Genomic DNA, 17559 nt, shown 5'->3' on the forward strand with positions numbered 1-17559 from the left:
TCTACCCTCGAATCTTTCACACTAAAGAAGTGTGAACAAGAGCCAGCTCAGAAGAAGAGCGCCGCGTTATTGGCCAGAATGATGCGCAGGGCGTAGAGGCCGAGAAGCGCGATCAGCGGGGCGAGATCCAGCCCGCCGGTATCCGGCAGGAACTGGCGGATGCGCCCATAAACCGGCTCCAGCAGGCGGTTCAGCCCGTACCAGATCTGCGAAACCAGCGGCTGGCGCAGGTTCAGAACCTGGAAATTGATCAGCCAGCTCATGATGATATGAGCGATCATGATGAACCATGCCACGTCGATCAGCAGCATCAGGATCTGGAAAAGCGAGGTCATGGAGTCTTCCTTCGTCGTCTCGGGCTCCAAACACCTAAGGCCCCCTTGAGCGCAAGGCAAGAAGCTGCCGCGACGTTTCCCTTGTGCACCGCTTTCCGTGGCGAAAGGGTGCGGGCAAATGGCCTCATCCCCGAGCCAAACCTTACCGGAGCCGCGCATGTACCCCGTCATTCGCATGATGAAGGAAATCCTCATCGCCCGCCGTCGCCCGCCGATGGGCATTCTCGAAGTCAACGAGACGCAGCACATCTGTTGGCCGTGGGACATCGACATCTTCATGGAGCTCAACAACGGCCGCACGCTGACGCTTTATGATCTCGGCCGTATCCCGATGGCGATCCGCATGGGGTTCGACAAGGCTCTGAAGCATGAGAAATGGGGCCTGACCATCGCCGGCTCCTCCGTGCGCTACCGCCGCCGCATCCGCATGTTCCAGCGGTTCACGATGAAAACCCGCGTGATCGGCTGGGATGCCCGCTTCATCTACATTGACCAATCCATGTGGCGTAACGGGGAATGCACCAGCCAGGCCCTGCTGCGCTCGGCCATCACCGATCGAAACGGCATTGTCGCACCGCAAAAATTTTGCGCCGTGGTTGGAGCGGATCCGGAGAGCCCACAACTGCCGGGCTGGGTTTCGGCATGGATTGCGGCTGAAGATACAAGGGTTTGGCCGCCTGTCCTGCCGGGCTGACAAGAGCCTAATTCAGCCGGACTCTCCCTTAAGGCGAGCAGATCAGCCCTTGCCCGATCCGAACGAATGGGTTTAGCTCACTTTGGGCAAGCGGCCTCTCTTGGCTGTGCATTGGCAGGATCCGAAAAGGACCGATCAGGGGACGGCGATGACGGAAAACGTGGCGAAACGCCGGGTTTGGGGATGGATGATGTTCGACTGGGCCAGCCAGCCGTACGCCACCCTGCTGCTGACCTTCATCTTCGGCCCTTATTTCGCGGAAGTCGTGACCCAATCCCTGATGGACGGCGGGCTGGAGCGCCCGGCGGCCGCTGCGCAGGCGCAGGCCTATTGGGGCTATGGGCTGACCATCACCGGCCTTGCGATTGCCTTTCTCGCCCCCGTTCTGGGCGCATTGGCCGACGGCGCAGGGCGCAGAATGCCGTGGATCCGGCTTTTTTCGGTTTTCTACGTGGTTGGGGCGGCGGGGCTCTGGTTCACCGCGCCGGAAAACTTCAGCGTTCCCGTGGCTCTGCTGTTCTTCGGGATCGGCCTGTTTGGGGCCGAATTCGCCACGATCTTCACCAATGCCCTGTTGCCGACCCTTGGCCCCCGCGATCAGATCGGGCGGATTTCCGGCTCCGGCTGGGCGCTTGGCTATTCCGGCGGCGTGATCGCGCTGGCGCTGATGCTGCTTTTCCTTGCCGAAAACGCCGATGGCGTCACGCTGCTGGGCAATCCGCCCGCGCTGGGGCTGGATGCGGCGGCGCGCGAAGGCACGCGGTCTGTCGGCCCGCTTACGGCTGTCTGGTATGCCGTTTTCATGATCCCCTTCTTCCTCTGGGTAAAGGAACCACCCGTGGCGCAGGAGACCCGCATCCGCCTTGGCGATGCCCTGCGCGATCTCTGGAAAACGCTTTCCTCCCTGCCCAACAACCCGAGCTTCCTCGCCTATCTCACCTCGTCGATGTTCTACCGCGACGCGCTGAACGGCCTTTACACGTTCGGCGGAATTTACGCGCTGGGCGTGCTGGGCTGGTCCGTTGTCGAGATCGGCGTTTTCGGCATCATGGCGGCTATCACCGGGGCCATCTTCGCCTGGATCGGCGGGCGGGCGGATCAGCGCTTCGGGCCGCGCCCGGTGATCATCACCAGCATCATCGCGCATCTGATCGTCTGTGCGCTGATCGTCTCCATCTCGCGGGAAAGCGTGATGGGCATCCCCGTACCTGAAGGCTCTAACCTGCCCGATATCCTGTTTTTCGTCTCTGGCGGCGTGATCGGCGCGGCCGGTGGTGCACTGCAATCGGCGAGCCGCACCATGCTCGTGCTGCAGGCCAATCCGGCGCGGATGACGGAAGGCTTTGGCCTTTATGCGCTGGCAGGGAAGGCCACATCCTTCCTCGCCCCGGCGGCCATCGCCGTGGCCTCGGATTTGAGCGGATCGCAACGCGTTGGCATCCTGCCCCTGATCGCCCTCTTCCTTATCGGGCTCATTCTGCTACGCTGGGTGAAAATAGAAAAACACTGACCTACCCGGTATCGATAGAGAAAGAGCAGCCTCATGTTACGCCTGATGATCGGCGCGCTGTTTGCCCTCTGTCTGGCAACAAGTGCGCAGGCGGACACAGCGGCCAAGCAATACTTCGGCAAGGCAGCCGAAGGATCCCAACAGAAAGCCTCCCCCTATGGCAGCTACGCGAAGGGCTGCCTTGCCGGAGGCGTCGAACTGCCGGAAACCGGCCCCCGCTGGCAGGCCATGCGCCTGAGCCGCAACCGCAACTGGGGCCACCCGGAGACCATCGAATTCATTGAACGCCTGAGCAAGAAAGCCGCCGCCCAGCCCGGCTGGAAAGGGCTCTACATCGGCGATATTTCTCAGCCGCGCGGCGGGCCGATGCTCTCGGGGCACCGCTCGCACCAGATCGGGCTCGACATCGACATCTGGATGCTGCCGGCCACGGATCTCTCGCTTTCCCGGCGAGAGCGAGAGAATATCTCGTCGGTCTCCCTACGCCGTAATGAAGGCGCCTTTGTGAACAGCAAATGGACAAAGGCCCATCACGAGATCATCAAGGCCGCCGCGAGCGACAAGGCCACAGCGCGGATTTTCGTGTTCCCCGGTGCCAAGGTGCAGATGTGCAAGGATGAAAAGGGCAATCGCGCTTACCTGCGCAAGATCCGCCCATGGTGGGGGCATCACTACCATTTCCATGTGCGCCTGAACTGCCCGCGTGGGGCAAAAGGCTGCGTCGATCAGGCCGCGCCGCCCAAGGGCGACGGCTGCGCCGAGGCACAACAATGGGTGAACAACATCCTCAACCCGCCGCCGCCCAAACCGCGCGACCCCAATGCGCCTGCTCCCAAACCAAGGCGTGAGCTGACGCTCGCGGATCTGCCCCAACAATGCACCTCCGTCTTGCGCTCGCGCTGATTGTCCTCTTGGGCTGGGCCTTCGGGCCCGCCTTCGCGGAGCCCCGCCTCGAACTGATGAGCCGCACCACCTGGCGCGATTCCGATCCCCGTTTCGGCGGTTTCTCGGGCTTGCACGTCTATCCGGGCGGCCAACGCTTTCTGACAGTCTCCGACAGGGGCAGCATCGCGCAGGGCCATTTCCTGCGCGAAGACGGGCGGATCACGGGCGCGAAATTGGATGCGCTCGCCCCGCTGCGTGATCCCGACGGCCGGCCCGCGCCGGGCAAGGCGGGCGATGCCGAGGGGCTCGCCGTGCGCGCCGACGGGCGGATCTACGTCTCCTTCGAGGGCCAGCACCGGGTCTGGACCTACAGCAGTTTTGGCGGCGAGGCGGCCTGGCTGCCGCGCCATGATGATTTTCGTGGCATGCAGAACAACTCCTCGCTGGAGGCGCTGGCGATCGACCGAAAAGGCACGCTCTATACGCTGCCTGAACGCTCTGGTCGGCTGGACCGGCCCTTCCCTGTCTATCGATACAGGAAGGGGGGGTGGAGCCAGCCCTTCGCCCTTCCGCGCCACGGTCCGCATCTTCCGGTTGGGGCCGATTTCGGGCCGGACGGCAAATTTTATCTGCTGGAGCGTAACCTGAGCGGGCTACTGGGCTTTGAGACCCGACTGCGCCGGTTTTCGTTCCGGGGGCCTGTGCTGGGTGCCGAGGAAATCCTGCTCTCCACCCGCGCGGGCACGCATGACAACCTCGAAGGGCTCTCCGTCTGGCGCGATTCCGAGGGCCACCTGCGCATAACGATGATCTCGGACGACAACTTCAAAGCCTTCCAGCGCACCGAGTTCGTGGAATACCGTATTCACGAATAGCTTGCTATTCTTTGCCAGCGCCGTTAAACGCGCGCCCTTAGCGCCTGAAACGCGGCGCCCCAAGTCTCCGCGACCTTGTAAAAAACGGACAAAAGCAAATGCAACGTGCCCTTATCCCCGGCGTTCTCGCCATGGCCGCCATCGTGGTGGCCTCCAACATCCTGGTGCAGTTCCTGTTCGGCAACTGGCTCACTTGGGGTGCCTTTACCTATCCGCTCGCCTTCCTCGTCACCGATGTAATGAACCGTGTCTACGGTGCCGCCACCGCCCGCAAGGTGGTGTTCGCCGGTTTCGTGACCGGTATCCTCTGCTCCTTCATCGGCACGCAGATCATGGGCGAGTTCGGCCCGCTGGTGACCCTGCGCATCGCGCTAGCCTCTGGCCTCGCCTTCCTCACCGCCCAGTTGATGGACGTCGCCATCTTCGACCGCCTGCGCGAGGGCCGCTGGTGGCGTGCGCCGCTGGCCTCGACGCTGATCGGCTCCACGCTCGATACGGTGATCTTCTTCACCATCGCCTTCTCGGCCACGCTCACCTTCCTTGAGCCGGCCAATGACGTCTCTTGGGCCGGTGAGATGCTTCCGATCCTCGGGGTTGGCCCTGTTGCGCCGCTCTGGGTCTCTCTCGCGATTGCCGACTGGATGGTCAAACTTTCGCTGGCTTTGCTCGCTTTGGTGCCGTTTCGCGCAATCGTGCACAGATTGATGCCAGATGCTGCGTAAAATGTTTTGACAAACACCAGATCTGTGGCACGCTTCAAGTACGGACAAGTTAACCAGAAAGGAGGTGCCAATGATCATTGGGAAACAGGAGCAGCTGGTGAAGGTTACGAGCGAGGTGAAGGTTTAGGGGGCAGCCCCTCTACTCAATCCCTGGCTTCGGGCTCTGCGATCTAGGAGTACCGCTTGCCACCTCCAATTCTCGAGAGGAGCCCCCGCGCAGATGCCGCGGGGGCTCTTTCATTTTGGCCGGTCGGGGGGTGTGCTCAACATCGCATCCGGCCTAGCTGCCTGAGAAAATGTAATACCTCCCCGGGTCTATACATCTGGAAGCCACCCGCGCCCGCGGCTAGGGTGCGCCCATGTTGCGGATCAACGACGATATCACCCTTGCTGACTGGGAGCTGACCGAAAGCTTCAGCCGCTCCTCCGGGCCGGGGGGGCAGAATGTCAACAAGGTCTCCACCGCGGTGGAACTGCGCTTCGAGGCGGAGCGCAGCCCCAATCTGCCGCCCCACGCCAAGGCGCGGCTGCGGCGCATCGCAGGGCGGAAGTGGACCAGCGACGGCGCCATCGTGATCCGCGTGGAAGACACCCGTAGTCAGGCCCGCAACCGCGAGATCGCGCAAGAGCGGCTGGCCGAGATGATCCGCCAATCCCTGATCCGCCCCAAGCCGCGCATCAAGACGCGGCCCACGCTGGCCTCCAAGCGCCGCCGGGTGGATACGAAGGTCAAACGCGGGCAGGTGAAGGCCCTGCGCGGCAAGGTGAGCAAGGACGAATGACAGAAGATCTGCAGACGCGGCGCCAGCGCGCCATGGGCCGCCACGTGACGACATTCTACCGCGAGCCCGTGCATGTTGTGCGCGGTGAAGGCGTGTGGCTCTGGGATGCGCAAGGGCGCAAGTATCTGGATTGCTACAACAATGTGCCCCACGTGGGCCATTGTCACCCCAAGGTGGTGGAGGCCATCGCGGCGCAAGCGGCGACGCTCAACGTGCACACCCGCTACATGAACGCCCGCGTGGTGGACTACTTGGAAGCGCTGTTTGCAAAGTTCGATCACGGGCTTTCCAGCGCGATCATGGTCTGCTCCGGCTCCGAGGCCAATGATCTTGCTCTGCGGTTTGCGCAGGCCGTCACCGGCAAGACGGGGCTGATCGGAACCGACAACACCTACCACGGCAATACCGCGGCCGTGAGCCAGCTCAATGCCTCCAAAGTGCCCATAGGTGGCTATGCCGATCACGTGCGCAAGGTGCCCGCGCCGGACAACCTCGCGCCGGTCGGCGGCAGTCGCGAAGGGCAGGGCGCGGCTTTCGCGGCCCATGTGAAAACGGCCATCGCGGAGCTTCAGGCCAGCGGTCACGGTGTGTCGGCGCTGATCATCTGCCCCTATTTCGCCAATGAAGGCTTCCCGACGCTGGAGCGCGGTTTTCTGGACGAGGCCATCGCCGCCGTGCGCGCGGCGGGCGGGCTGATCATCGCTGATGAGGTGCAGCCCGGGTTCGGGCGGCTGGGCAGTGATTGGTGGGGCCATGAGAAGCTCGGTTTCGCGCCCGACATCGTGACGCTCGGCAAGCCCATGGCCAATGGCCATCCGGTGGCCGCAGCCGTCACCCGGCCTGAAATCCTTGAGGCTTTTCAGGAGTCTTTCAAGTATTTCAACACCTTCGGTGGAAACCCGGTATCGGCCGCCGCCGCCCACGCGACGCTTGAGGTGATCGAGGAGGAAGGTATTCGCGAGAACGCCGAAAGCACCGGGGCCTATGCGCTTTCGCTCCTGCGCGAGCTGGCCGCACAGCACGATTGCATCGCCGATGTGCGCGGCTCGGGCCTGTTCTTCGGTGCAGAACTGGTGGTCGATGATGCCCCGGCGACGGCGCTCTGCGATGGCGTCATCAACGAGATGCGCGCGCGCGGCGTGCTGCTGCACAGCGAAGGGCGGCACGACAACATCCTGAAAGTCCGCCCTCCTTGCGTCTTCTCCCGCGAGAACGCCGATCTGCTGGTGGACACCATGGACAATGCCCTCACCTCGGTACGGGCGCTGGCATGAAGGACGCAGAGGCCATCGCCTTCGCCGAAGCCGCGCTAAAGGCTTGGGAGGCCCCGGTTCAAACCCCGCGCCTGATCAAGAACCGCGAAAACGCGGTTTTTGAGGTACACGGCCATCAGGGCACGAAAGCCGCCCTGCGCCTGCACCGCCCCGGCTACCAATCCGAGGCCGCGATCCTGTCGGAGCTTCTCTGGACGCAATCGCTCGCCCGCGAAGGCCTGCGCGTGCCGCGTCCGATCCCCACGCGCAGCGGCGCGCTTTGCACGCACGTGCCGGAGGCCGGGCGGCTGGCCAGCATGGTCAGCTGGATGGAGGGCGCGCAATTGGGCGAAGGCGGTGCGCCGCTTAAAGGCTCGGCTCAAACGCAGGTGGACCGTTTCACCGCACTGGGGCGGGAGCTTGGACAGTTGCACCGGATCAGCGACGGGCTGGAACTGCCGCCAACCTTCACCCGCCCCCGCTTCGATGCCGACGGCCTGCTGGGCGAGGATCCGCTCTGGGGCCGTTTCTGGGAGAACCCGGCGCTTGCACCGGATGAGGCCGAGGCGCTGAACGCCTTGCGGCCCGCCTTGCGCGAGGCCATCGAAGAGGCCTCCGACATGCCCGGCGGCTTTGGCCTGATCCATGCCGATGCGCTGCGCGAAAACGTGTTTGTCGCCGGTGACACGCTCTGCCTGATCGATTTCGATGACGGCGCTTTCGGCCCCCGGCTTTACGAGCTCGGCGTAGCGATGTCCCAGAACTGGGAGCTGCCCAATGCCGCGGCTCTGGCCGCAGCGCTCTGCGCAGGCTACCGGGAGGAGATGCCGCTTTCCGCACGCGCCGAAGCGCTGCTGCCGGCCTTCACCGTGCTGCGCTGCATGGCTTCCTGCGGCTGGGTGATTGGCCGCTACGCGCCGCAGGCCCCCGAAACCAAAGCCTATGCCGCGCGGGCCATTCGCGCACTGCGGGCCTTTGAAAGCGGGGATTTCTTCGGCGCGGCGGCTTAAACCACCACCTCGAAACGCTCCTGATCGGCCACGCCGAAGACACGCTTGTACCGGGCGACCTCGTCGGCCGGGCCCATCGCCTTGTTGGGATTGTCCGACAGTTTCACCGTGGGGCGGCCATCTGCGCTGACCGCTTTGCAGACGAGCGAGAAGGGCGCGAGGGCGTCATTTTCGGTGAGACCGCGGAAATCATTCGTCATCAAGGTGCCCCAGCCGAAGGACACGCGGGCGCGGCCTGCAAACTGCGCCGCAAGCTCCGCGATCTTGTCCACGTCCAGCCCGTCGGAAAAAATGATCAGCTTCTGGCGCGGATCCTCGCCGCGCGATTGCCACCAGCGGATCGCCGTTTCCGCACCCTTCGCCGGATCGCCGGAATCGATGCGGATCCCCGTCCACCCGGCCAGCCAATCCGGTGCGTCGCGCAGGAAGCCCTCGGTGCCGTAAGTGTCGGGCAGGATAATGCGCAGGTTGCCGGAGTGCTCCTCGTGCCAGTCGGCGAGCACATCATAGGGCGCTTGTTTGAGCGCGGCGTCGCCTTCGGCCAGCGCGGAATAGACCATCGGCAGTTCATGGGCGTTGGTGCCGATCGCCTCCACCTCGCGGCGCATGGCGATGAGGCAGTTGGAGGTACCGATGAACTTGTCGCCCAGCCCTTCCAGCATCGCCTGCACGCACCAATCCTGCCACAGGAAGCTGTGCCGCCGCCGGGTGCCGAAATCCGCAAGCCGCAGATCGGGCACCTCGCGCAGGCGCTCGACCTTCTCCCAAAGCTTCGTCATCGCGCGTGCATAAAGCACCTGCAGCTCAAACCGTCCCATCGGGGCCAGCACGGCGCGGGAGCGCAGCTCCATCAGCACCGAAAGCGCCGGGATTTCCCAGAGCATCACCTCGGGCCAGCGGCCCTCGAACGTCAGCTCATACTGCCCATCGCGCTTTTCCAGATGATAGGGCGGGAGGCGCAGCGCTTCGAACCATTCCATGAAATCGGAGCGAAACATCTGGCGCTTGCCATAAAACGTATTGCCGCGCAGCCATGTGCTTTCCCCGCGCGACAGCGACAGCGAGCGGATGTGATCGAGCTGTTCGCGCAGCTCGCCCTCGTCGATCAGCTCGGCGAGCCGGATGTCTTTGCTGCGGTTGATCAGGCTGAAGGTGACCTGCGTTTCGGGCTTGTTGCGAAACACCGATTGGCACATCAGCAGCTTGTAGAAATCGGTGTCGATCAGCGAGCGGACGATCGGATCGATCTTCCACTTGTGATTGTAGACGCGCGTCGCGATATCGACCAAGGCCCTGCCTTTCATTGCGTTTTCGCCACCTTCGGTATCGCAGCCCGGTGGCGGGGACGCAAGTTTGGCTTTCGCGGCGGCCAGCAGGAGCGGGCTAGATGTGGCGGGCGATTTCGGTGAAGAGCGTGTCGCGCTTGATCGGCTTGGTCAGGAAGCCGTTCATCCCGGCGGCCTCGCAGGCGGCGCGATCGGAGTCAAAGGCATTGGCGGTGAGCGCGACGATGGGCGTGGCGGGCTGCGTGCCGCCCGCCTCCTCGGCGCGGATGGCCTCGGTGGCTTCGATACCGGTGCATTCGGGCATCGACAGATCCATCAGGATCAGATCGGGGCGCGAGATCCGCCATTTCTCAATCGCCTCGCGCCCGTTCTCGGCGAACTCGGGCGCAAGCCCGCCGCTTTCCAGCATTTTGCGGATCAGCAGGCGATTGGTGCGATTGTCCTCCGCGACGAGCACTTGCAGCCCGCTTGGCAGGTTGCCGGGGCAAGCGGGCTTGGGCGGCAGCGAGGGGCCATCGGAGGCCGCCGCGGGCAAGGGGAGATCCAACGAAAAAGTGCTGCCCTGCCCCGGTTCAGAGGTGGCCGAGAGCGCCCCGCCCATGGCCTGCGCCAGCGTGCGGCAGATCGCCAGGCCAAGCCCCACACCGCCCTGTGTACGGCGCTGTGGTGCGGACGCCGTCTGAAAGGGCTGGAACAGTCGCCGAAGCTGCCCGGCGCTCAATCCGGGGCCGGTATCGCGCACGGTGATCCGGCTGTAGCCATCGGGCAAAGCTTCAAGCGCGACGGCAATGCAGCCTGCCTCGGTAAACTTCACGGCGTTTGAGAGCAAGTTCACAAGGATCTGGCGGATCCGCCCGGCATCGCCGGTGACATGGATCGCCCCCGGCGGCACATCCCAGGCGAGGGCAAGCCCCTTCTGGCGGGCGGCGGGCTGCAGCAGCAGGCAGGTTTCGGCGACACAGGCCGCCAGATCGAACTCGGCCGGGGTGATGCGCACTTGCCCCGCTTCCAGCTGCGTATAATCCAGAATGTCCGAGATGATTTCGAGCAGGGCGTCGCCAGATGTCTGGATTGCCTGGGTGTATCCCGCCTGCTCCTCTGAAAGGTCCGTCCGCTGGAGCATGTCGGCCATGCCGATGATCCCATTCATCGGCGTGCGCAGCTCGTGGCTCATCATGGCGAGGAAATCCGACTTGGCCCGGTTGGCGGCTTCGGCGGCCTGTTTGGCGCGCGCGAGCTCCTCTGCGTGTTCGCGCGCCTCTGTCACGTCGCGCTCGATGGCGATGCTCATCAGCACGTTGCCCTCGCCGTCCAGCAGGGGGGAGATCGAGGTTTCCATCCAGATCAGCGTGCCGTCCTTGCGCTTGTTGCGGATCTCGGTGCGGATCGGCTTTTTCTCCTGCGCGGCCCGGATGATGGCGGACAGCGTTTCAGGATCCGTGCTGCGCGCGTTCAGCAGCTCCCCCGGGGTGCGGCCGATGGCATCTTCCGCGCTGTAACCGGTGATCCGCGTGAAGGTTTCGTTGACCCATTCGATGCGCCCCTCCGGATCGCTGATGATCACGCTGTCATTGGCCTTCTCGGCCACATGGGCCAGCCGCAGCGCGTGGCGCGATTGTTCTTCAAGCGCGCGGGCGGCCTCGGCCAACTGAACCTTGCCCAGCAGTGTGGCGCGTTTGTCTGCCGTGCGGGCGAAATAGCCTTGGCTGACATAGTGAAGGAAGACACCAGAGACGTAGAACAGAAGCGCGGCGGCCAGCGTGTTGAACAGCAATGTGCCGTCCCCCGGCCCGCCTGATGCCCAGGCGGCGATGAAGAAGCCCGCCACCGCTGTCAGGATAATGGCGATCCGCGATGCAGAGGCCTGGGGGCAGTGCGGCAGCACGAGCCCGGCGTTGAGCACCGCGCCCACCATGAAGGCGACCGTGAAGAACTGCGTCTGCCCGCCGGGAGCGCCAAACCATGCGAGCGCAGCGCAAAGCACGAGCGTGGTGGCCTGCAGGCAGGCCGTGAGCGTGACAAGCCGGCGCACGCGCGGGAAAGGCCAGCCTTTGGCCAGCAGCCGGTGGACTTGCATCAGAAAGAGGCAATCCACCCCTTCCCCCAGCAACGCCAGCGCCACGGCCAGCGCGCCGACTGAGGGCGAAACGAGGAAGGTAAGCGCCATACCGCCAAGCGCCGTGGGGATCTGGCGCGACAGGAATTGCTGCGCCCTGCGGGTGGCGTAGCGGCGCATCAGGCCTTCGGCGCTGTTGCGCCGTTCGAACCGCTCCAGTTGCGCGGCGGCCTCCTGTGCGGCGGCTGTTTTTGATCTGGATTCGCCCACTCCGGAATGCCCGTTAATCAATGTCGGGTCAGAGTGGCAGCACGGGATTAAGAAAAGCCTACAATTCCTATGGCCCCACCCTTATTCCGCGAGGCGCACACCCGCACCGGCCATGGATGCATTGGCTGCCGCCAGTGAACCGTCCAGATCGATGGCGCGGCAGAGGCTTAGTTCCACCGTCACGTCAAAGCCGAGCCTTGCCGCATCCAGAGCGGAGTACTGCACGCAGAAATCTGTGGCGAGGCCCACGAGCGTCACGGATGTGATCCCACGTTCGCGCAAGTAGCCTTCGAGCCCGGTGCGGGTGCTGCGGTCGTTTTCAAAAAAGGCCGAGTAGCTGTCGATCGGGGCGCGGAAGCCTTTGCGCAGGATCAGATCCGCCGGATCGGTTTGCAAACCGGGGTGAAACGCGGCGCCGGGGCTGCCCTGCACACAGTGATCCGGCCAGAGCACCTGCGGGCCGTAGGGCATCTCGATGGCCTCAAAAGGCGCTTTTCCCGTATGGCTGCTGGCAAAGGAGGAATGCCCGGCCGGGTGCCAGTCCTGCGTGAAAACCTTGGTGCGGAAATCGGCAAGCCGGGAGTTGATGCCGGGCACGATCTCATCGCCGCCGGCCACGGCGAGCGCGCCGCCGGGGCAGAAATCCACCTGCACGTCGATCACGATCAGGGCGTCTGTGTCCTTGGCCATCGCGGGCTCTCCTTTCTGGTTGCGCTTGGTCAGGCCTAGGCGGTGGCCCGCCTGCCGTCAACGGCGCTAGAGGCGTGCGGCGGCTTGGGCCTTGTGCGGACGGGCGGTTTTGCCTAGATGCGCGCCTATGTTTACCGTTGCCGCGCTCTATCACTTCACCCGTTTCCCCGACCCGGCCGCCTTACGCGCGCCGCTGCAGGCGCTCTGCGATCAGCAGGGCATCAAGGGCACGCTTCTGCTGGCGCAGGAGGGCATCAACGGCACCGTCGCCGGCCCGCGGGCAGGGATCGACGCGCTTCTGGCCCATGTGCGCGCCCTGCCGGGCTGCGCCGTGCTGGAGCACAAGGAAAGCCTTGCCGAGGAGATGCCCTTCATCCGCATGAAGGTGCGTCTGAAGAAAGAGATCGTCACCATGGGCCAGCCGGACGTGGATCCGCTGGCCGCCGTGGGCCACTACGTGGCGCCGCAGGACTGGAACGCGCTGATTTCGGCGGAAGACGTGGTGGTGATCGACACGCGCAACGATTACGAGGTGGCCATCGGCACCTTCGAGGGTGCGGTGGATCCGGAAACCAAGACCTTCGGCGAGTTTCCCGCCTGGTGGGAGGCAAACAAGGAGCGCTTCCACAACAAGCGCGTGGCGATGTTCTGCACTGGCGGCATCCGCTGTGAGAAATCCACCAACTACCTGCTCGGGCAGGGGGTGGAGGATGTGTTTCACCTGAAAGGTGGCATTCTGAAATACCTTGAGGAGGTGCCGCAGGAAGACAGCCTCTGGCAGGGGGAGTGTTTCGTTTTCGACGGGCGCGTGTCGGTGGGGCATGGGCTTGCGGAAGGGCCACATGAGTTGTGCCATGCCTGCCGCCGCCCGATCACGCCCGCAGATATGACGCGGCCGGATTACGAGGCCGGGGTCTCCTGCCGGCATTGCATCGACGAGCGCTCTGATGAGGACCGCGCACGGTTTCGCGAGCGGCAGAAGCAGATCGCTTTGGCGGCGGCGCGGGGGCGGTATCACGTGGGCCCCGAGGCGGGCTGAGCGCTGCGCCATGGGGGCGCTGCCCCCGGCCCCTGGCGGGACCTCCCCCGGGATATTTTTGCCAAGATGAAGAGGGGCGCGGAGGCTAAATCCGAAACGTTTTAGCTGCGGCCGCGGAGTTTGGACCAGGCGGACTTAGCCATAGTGCGCGCGATCATCGGCCAGGTGAACTCGCTGCGGAAGGCGGCGGCGAGGCTGGCTTCGTCGAGGCGGCGGATGCGGCGCACGGCGCGGTCCCAATCGTCGGGGCCATAGGCGGCGGCGCGGCTGTTGGTGAGGAAGCCGAACTGGTAATTTCGTTCGTAGCGTTTTGCGCTGTCGCGTTCGTAGCGGGCGAGGGCGGTTTCATTTCCGGCAACGGCTGCGCCAAGCGCGGTGCCGAGCTCGCGGCCCGAGGCGATGGCAGTGCGGATGCCTTCACCCAGCGTCGGTGTGGCCATATTGGCGCTGTCGCCGACGCGGATGACGTTGCCGTAGACGAGCTGACGCTCATAGGGCGCGGAAGGCAGGATCCCGGCGTTCACATGCATGCCGTCTCCGGGGCGCGGCAGGCCCATGCGCTCCAGCTCGCCGCTGGCGAGGAAGCCTTCCATCAGCTCTTTCGGGCTGGCAGTGCTGTCGGGCTGGATGATGCCGATGCCGAGCCGGACGGTGCCTGCGCCCGTTGGCAGGGCCCAACCGTAGGCCGAGAGCGCGTGACGGCCGAAGAAGAGCACCACGCGGTGCGGATCCATGTCTTGCAGGGGGTATTCATACTCGATTCCCACGGCGCGGCGCCGGGGCGGCTGGGCGAGGCCGAGCGATTGCAGTGCGGCGCAATGCCAGCCGGAGGCATCCACCAGGTAGCGCGCGCGGAGGGTTTTCTCGCCTTCAGGCGTGCGCAGGCGCGAGACGATCTGGCCGCCCTCGTGGCGGCTGCCGCGATATTTGGTGTTCAGGAGCAGGCGGCGCTCATGGTCCTCGGACAGGCTGGCCAGGTGGCGGTAGGTGGCGGTGACATCCAGCGCCACGACGGTGTGGGAGGTGATCTCGAAATGGGCGGTTTCGTGGTCGGAGTAGATGTCTGTCCGGTAGATCGGGTGGTAGCAGGCTTCCGGCAGGCCAAGCGCCTGCACATCCGCGAGCCAGCTGACGCCGCTGGTGCGCACGGGCAGGCCGATCTCCTTGTCCTGATGGACGATCACGCTGCGCACCTGTGGCGGCAGTGCCGAGGCGACGGAGAGCCCGGCGGGGCCGCCGCCGACGATCAGCACGTCGCAATCGGGCAGCGCCTCAGGCAGGGGTTTGGGCCGGGCATTGGGCAGGGAGCGGGGCATTGGGTGGGCAACAATTCATAGCTGCAGGGGCATGCCCCCGCGATAAAGGGTTTCTCCCCTCAGGCTAGCGCGCCCGTGCCGCTACTTCAACGGCAGCCGTGGATCGCGGACCTGCGCGGAGTCGTAAGCAGCGATCAGGAATTCGGCCCGTTTGAGCACCCTTTGCAGCCTGCAATAGATCTCCTCCATCTCGCGGTTGGCGGGGGCGAACTCCATTGCGGTGAAGGCGCAGGCGCTTTCATCGTATTTTGCCCAATCCGCCACGTAGCGCTGCAGGCGGGCGCGATGCTCTCCCGTATACGTGGTGGCCGTTCGGCGCAGGAGCCCCTCGTGAATGCCGATCCAGGCTTCGGTGAGCCGCAACAGGCAGGCACGTTGCATCCCGGGCTGCTCGCTCGTGCCCTTGGACTGATCGAGGCACAGGCTGATAAACTGCTGCGAGCAGGCCTGCGGGTCCGCCTGATCCTCGAAGCAGAGCATGATCTGCACGATGTCCCCGTCCGCCGCGCCCTGGGCAGCTGCTGCGGGGGCATGCCAGAGCGTGACCACCGCGCAGAGAAGCGCGGTGGCAAGGCTGAGGAGCCGGCCAAATATGGCGAGGGGCTTGAGAATCACGTGCCTCCTTCCATCGGTCAGGGCGCTGCTGCGCGGCCCCAACTTGCCGCCCGGAAGTGTGAGTCTGGTTAACCGTCGGGCAAGGATGGGCGCAGGTTCGCTAAAATTCTCTGCATTTTCCGGCGGGTCACAACCCGCCTACTGGCTCAGGCGGCAAAGAGGGGGAAGCCGCGCGGCGGGGGGCTGGATTTTGCATCCGGGCCCGCCACCGTCAGGATTACGGCACCCTTCCGGTGCCGCCCTTCCACATAGGCATGGGCTTCGGCCACCTCGCTGAGCGGGTACATTCTGTCGATCACCGGCCGCAGGCGGCCCTCCCAGACAAGCTCGCTCAGCGCTTCGAGATCCTCGGCGCGGTCGGGGTTTACCGCTAGCTGCAACCGGGGGCCGCCAAAAAGCCGGGCGCGAAAGGCCTGTAGCATCTCGCGAAGCGAGAAATTCAGCGGCAGGAACAGCCCGTCACGCTTCAGCACAGCGCGCGCGGCGGCCATGTCCATCGCACCGACGGTATCGAAAACCAGATCGAAGCGCTGGCCCAGTTGCGCCGGGTTTTCGGTGCGATAATCAAGCACCTGCTCCGCGCCCAGATCGCGGGCGAGCCAGGCGTTATCGGCCGAGCAGATGGCGGTGACATCCGCGCCAAGCGCCTTGGCGATCTGCACCGCATAGCTGCCCACACCGCCTGTCGCCCCGACCACCAGCACACGTTGGCCCGGCTTGAGCGCGGCGACATCCCGCAGGAACACCAGCGCGGCCAGCCCACCGAAGGGCAGGGCGGCGGCTTCGGTGAAGCTCAGGCTGGGCGGGCAGGGGGCGACACAGGCGCTTTCAGACATGGCGAGATACTCCGCGTTTGCGCCATGGCCGGAGAAGCCAAACACCGCCTCGCCGGGCTGAAACCGTGTGACCTTCGCGCCGACTTCCACGACACGGCCCGCGAACTCGCCACCGGGGATCGGGTTACGGGGGCGAACGAGCCCCATCATCAACCGCCCGGGCAGCCAGAGCGCCTTGGGAAAGGCGCTGGCCCGGATCCGCCAATCCGCCGTGGTCGCGGAACTGGCGTGCACTTTCACGAGGATCTCATCCTCGCCGATCTCGGGCAGGCGCACCTCTTTCAGGGCAAGAACTTCGGGGCCGCCGTAGCGGTGCTGTACAATCGCTTTCACCAAATCCACTCCAACTTTGTTGCTGCCCGATAAATAAATCGAAGAGGCGCACGGCAGAATTGACGGAATCTCCATATTCGTTATGCGTAATTGCATGGATTGGAGATCTGTCAGCTTCGACTGGAACCGCGCGCGGGCCTTTCTGGTGACCGCGGAGGAGGGCTCGCTCTCCGCTGCGGCGCGGGCCTTGCGGATGACTCAGCCGACGCTGGGTCGTCAGGTGGCGGCGCTGGAGGAAGAGCTGGGCGTGGCGCTGTTTGAGCGAACGGGCACGCGGTTGAGCCTGACGGCGGCGGGCCGCGATCTGGTGGAGCATGTGCGCCTTATGGGGGAGGCGGCGGCGCAGCTCTCGCTCACGGCCTCGGGGCAATCGCAATCGCTGGAGGGCGATCTCTGCATCACGGCGAGCGAGTTTTTCTCGGCCCATATTCTGCCGGAGCTCGCAGTGGCGTTCCGCGCTCAGCACCCGGGCATCCATCTGGAGATCCTCGCCGCCAACGAGGTGCGCGATCTGCGCCGGCGGGAGGCCGACATCGCGATCCGCAATGCCGAACCCACGCAGCCCGACCTGATCGCGCGCAAGCTGGGCGAAAGCACCGGTGGTTTCTATGCGGCGACATCCCTGCTGGAGGCCAAGGGGCGCCCACAGACGCCCGAGGATCTGCTGGCCATGGGCCTGATCGGCTTTGCCGACAATGCGCTGATGGTGAGCGGGCTCAATAGGCTCGGCTACCCGGTGGAGGATCGCCATTTCGTGGCAGTGAGCAACAGCCATCTCGTGCAATGGGAGCTGGCGCGGGCTGGCATGGGGGTTGGGATCTTCCCCTGCCTGCAGGGCGATGCCGATCCTTTGCTGGAGCGCGTGCTGCCTTCGGATGAGCGCCTGCGATTCCCTGTCTGGCTCGTGGCCCATCGGGAGGTGAAAACCAACCGGCGCGTGCGGCTGGCCTTCGATTTCCTCGCGGCCCACTTCCCGATCGCCTGACGGCGCTACCCCAACAAAAAAGGCCGAAGCGCGGGGCTTCGGCCTTCGATGTTTTTTTTCATGGGGC

At 64.7% G+C, this 17559-nt stretch carries 17 protein-coding genes; 10 read left to right on the forward strand and 7 right to left on the reverse strand.

The window, feature by feature from the left end; all coding sequences use genetic code 11:
- Positions 1 to 47: 47 nt before the first annotated feature.
- Positions 48 to 335 (reverse strand): YggT family protein, encoded by a 288-nt coding sequence (locus KVX96_RS01775; protein WP_261192444.1) that lies wholly within the window; start codon positions 333 to 335, stop codon positions 48 to 50.
- A 157-nt stretch (positions 336 to 492) separates the two neighbouring features.
- Between KVX96_RS01775 and KVX96_RS01780 the strand changes: the two genes are divergently transcribed.
- The 8 genes from KVX96_RS01780 to KVX96_RS01815 all read left to right on the forward strand — a co-directional run bounded on the left by KVX96_RS01780 (position 493) and on the right by KVX96_RS01815 (position 8066).
- Positions 493 to 1029 carry an acyl-CoA thioesterase gene (locus KVX96_RS01780; RefSeq protein WP_261192446.1) on the forward strand — a complete coding sequence of 179 codons (537 nt, stop codon included), beginning with the start codon at positions 493 to 495 and terminating at the stop codon, positions 1027 to 1029.
- Positions 1030 to 1177: 148 nt separating this feature from the next.
- The gene (locus KVX96_RS01785) at positions 1178 to 2539 is read left to right on the forward strand and encodes an MFS transporter (RefSeq protein WP_261192447.1); all 1362 of its coding nucleotides are present in this window, start codon (positions 1178 to 1180) and stop codon (positions 2537 to 2539) included.
- Positions 2540 to 2572: 33 nt separating this feature from the next.
- Entirely contained in the window at positions 2573 to 3442 is an 870-nt protein-coding gene (gene mepA / locus KVX96_RS01790) for a penicillin-insensitive murein endopeptidase (protein ID WP_261192448.1), read from the forward strand.
- Positions 3415 to 4299 (forward strand): esterase-like activity of phytase family protein, encoded by an 885-nt coding sequence (locus KVX96_RS01795; RefSeq protein WP_261192449.1) that lies wholly within the window; start codon positions 3415 to 3417, stop codon positions 4297 to 4299. The genes mepA and KVX96_RS01795 overlap by 28 nt, the downstream gene beginning before the upstream one ends.
- A 98-nt stretch (positions 4300 to 4397) precedes the next feature.
- Entirely contained in the window at positions 4398 to 5021 is a 624-nt protein-coding gene (locus KVX96_RS01800) for a queuosine precursor transporter (RefSeq protein WP_261192450.1), read from the forward strand.
- 359 nt (positions 5022 to 5380) lie between these two features.
- On the forward strand, positions 5381 to 5803 hold the full coding sequence (gene arfB / locus KVX96_RS01805) for an alternative ribosome rescue aminoacyl-tRNA hydrolase ArfB (RefSeq protein WP_261192451.1): 423 nt from the start codon (positions 5381 to 5383) through the stop codon (positions 5801 to 5803).
- A complete protein-coding gene (locus KVX96_RS01810; protein ID WP_261192453.1) occupies positions 5800 to 7077 on the forward strand; it encodes an aspartate aminotransferase family protein in 1278 nt (425 codons plus the stop codon). Before arfB ends, KVX96_RS01810 begins: the two co-directional genes overlap by 4 nt.
- The gene (locus KVX96_RS01815; RefSeq protein WP_261192454.1) at positions 7074 to 8066 is read left to right on the forward strand and encodes a phosphotransferase enzyme family protein; all 993 of its coding nucleotides are present in this window, start codon (positions 7074 to 7076) and stop codon (positions 8064 to 8066) included. Before KVX96_RS01810 ends, KVX96_RS01815 begins: the two co-directional genes overlap by 4 nt.
- Here the strand turns inward: KVX96_RS01815 and pncB are convergent.
- From pncB to pncA, 3 genes are all read right to left on the reverse strand, one after another.
- Positions 8063 to 9355: a nicotinate phosphoribosyltransferase gene (pncB, locus tag KVX96_RS01820; RefSeq protein ID WP_261195357.1), complete on the reverse strand. Its 1293-nt coding sequence runs from the start codon at positions 9353 to 9355 to the stop codon at positions 8063 to 8065. The two genes, KVX96_RS01815 and pncB, sit on opposite strands and share 4 nt — an antisense overlap.
- Before the next feature lie 94 nt (positions 9356 to 9449).
- On the reverse strand, positions 9450 to 11678 hold the full coding sequence (locus tag KVX96_RS01825; protein WP_261192456.1) for a PAS domain-containing hybrid sensor histidine kinase/response regulator: 2229 nt from the start codon (positions 11676 to 11678) through the stop codon (positions 9450 to 9452).
- 81 nt (positions 11679 to 11759) lie between these two features.
- Positions 11760 to 12368, reverse strand: a complete 609-nt coding sequence (pncA, locus tag KVX96_RS01830; protein WP_261192461.1) for a bifunctional nicotinamidase/pyrazinamidase — start codon at positions 12366 to 12368, stop codon at positions 11760 to 11762.
- A 127-nt stretch (positions 12369 to 12495) separates the two neighbouring features.
- Here pncA and KVX96_RS01835 point away from each other — a divergent pair, with 127 nt between their 5' ends.
- Complete coding sequence (locus KVX96_RS01835; protein ID WP_261192462.1) at positions 12496 to 13407, forward strand: rhodanese-related sulfurtransferase; 912 nt, start codon at positions 12496 to 12498, stop codon at positions 13405 to 13407.
- Between the two features lie 101 nt (positions 13408 to 13508).
- Here KVX96_RS01835 and KVX96_RS01840 read toward each other — a convergent pair whose 3' ends face one another.
- From KVX96_RS01840 to KVX96_RS01850, 3 genes are all read right to left on the reverse strand, one after another.
- Positions 13509 to 14723: an NAD(P)/FAD-dependent oxidoreductase gene (locus KVX96_RS01840; protein ID WP_261192463.1), complete on the reverse strand. Its 1215-nt coding sequence runs from the start codon at positions 14721 to 14723 to the stop codon at positions 13509 to 13511.
- An 81-nt stretch (positions 14724 to 14804) separates the two neighbouring features.
- A complete protein-coding gene (locus KVX96_RS01845) occupies positions 14805 to 15338 on the reverse strand; it encodes a hypothetical protein (RefSeq protein ID WP_261192465.1) in 534 nt (177 codons plus the stop codon).
- Positions 15339 to 15484: 146 nt separating this feature from the next.
- Positions 15485 to 16507: an NAD(P)-dependent alcohol dehydrogenase gene (locus KVX96_RS01850; protein WP_261192467.1), complete on the reverse strand. Its 1023-nt coding sequence runs from the start codon at positions 16505 to 16507 to the stop codon at positions 15485 to 15487.
- A gap of 94 nt (positions 16508 to 16601) precedes the next feature.
- Here KVX96_RS01850 and KVX96_RS01855 point away from each other — a divergent pair, with 94 nt between their 5' ends.
- Positions 16602 to 17492 (forward strand): LysR family transcriptional regulator, encoded by an 891-nt coding sequence (locus KVX96_RS01855; RefSeq protein ID WP_261192468.1) that lies wholly within the window; start codon positions 16602 to 16604, stop codon positions 17490 to 17492.
- The last annotated feature ends 67 nt before the right edge of the window (positions 17493 to 17559 follow it).

Source organism: Pseudoruegeria sp. SHC-113 (assembly GCF_025376885.1).
Classification (GTDB): Bacteria; Pseudomonadota; Alphaproteobacteria; order Rhodobacterales; family Rhodobacteraceae; genus Pseudoruegeria.

Coding starts and splice junctions, on each gene's coding strand:
- KVX96_RS01855 (WP_261192468.1), top strand. CDS start 16,602: ATGGATTGGAGATCTGTCAGCTTCGACTGGAACCGCGCGCGGGCCTTT.
- KVX96_RS01775 (WP_261192444.1), bottom strand. CDS start 335: ATGACCTCGCTTTTCCAGATCCTGATGCTGCTGATCGACGTGGCATGG.
- KVX96_RS01795 (WP_261192449.1), top strand. CDS start 3,415: ATGCACCTCCGTCTTGCGCTCGCGCTGATTGTCCTCTTGGGCTGGGCC.
- KVX96_RS01810 (WP_261192453.1), top strand. CDS start 5,800: ATGACAGAAGATCTGCAGACGCGGCGCCAGCGCGCCATGGGCCGCCAC.
- KVX96_RS01835 (WP_261192462.1), top strand. CDS start 12,496: ATGTTTACCGTTGCCGCGCTCTATCACTTCACCCGTTTCCCCGACCCG.
- KVX96_RS01840 (WP_261192463.1), bottom strand. CDS start 14,723: ATGCCCCGCTCCCTGCCCAATGCCCGGCCCAAACCCCTGCCTGAGGCG.
- KVX96_RS01785 (WP_261192447.1), top strand. CDS start 1,178: ATGACGGAAAACGTGGCGAAACGCCGGGTTTGGGGATGGATGATGTTC.
- KVX96_RS01800 (WP_261192450.1), top strand. CDS start 4,398: ATGCAACGTGCCCTTATCCCCGGCGTTCTCGCCATGGCCGCCATCGTG.
- KVX96_RS01780 (WP_261192446.1), top strand. CDS start 493: ATGTACCCCGTCATTCGCATGATGAAGGAAATCCTCATCGCCCGCCGT.
- mepA (WP_261192448.1), top strand. CDS start 2,573: ATGTTACGCCTGATGATCGGCGCGCTGTTTGCCCTCTGTCTGGCAACA.
- arfB (WP_261192451.1), top strand. CDS start 5,381: ATGTTGCGGATCAACGACGATATCACCCTTGCTGACTGGGAGCTGACC.
- pncA (WP_261192461.1), bottom strand. CDS start 12,368: ATGGCCAAGGACACAGACGCCCTGATCGTGATCGACGTGCAGGTGGAT.
- KVX96_RS01815 (WP_261192454.1), top strand. CDS start 7,074: ATGAAGGACGCAGAGGCCATCGCCTTCGCCGAAGCCGCGCTAAAGGCT.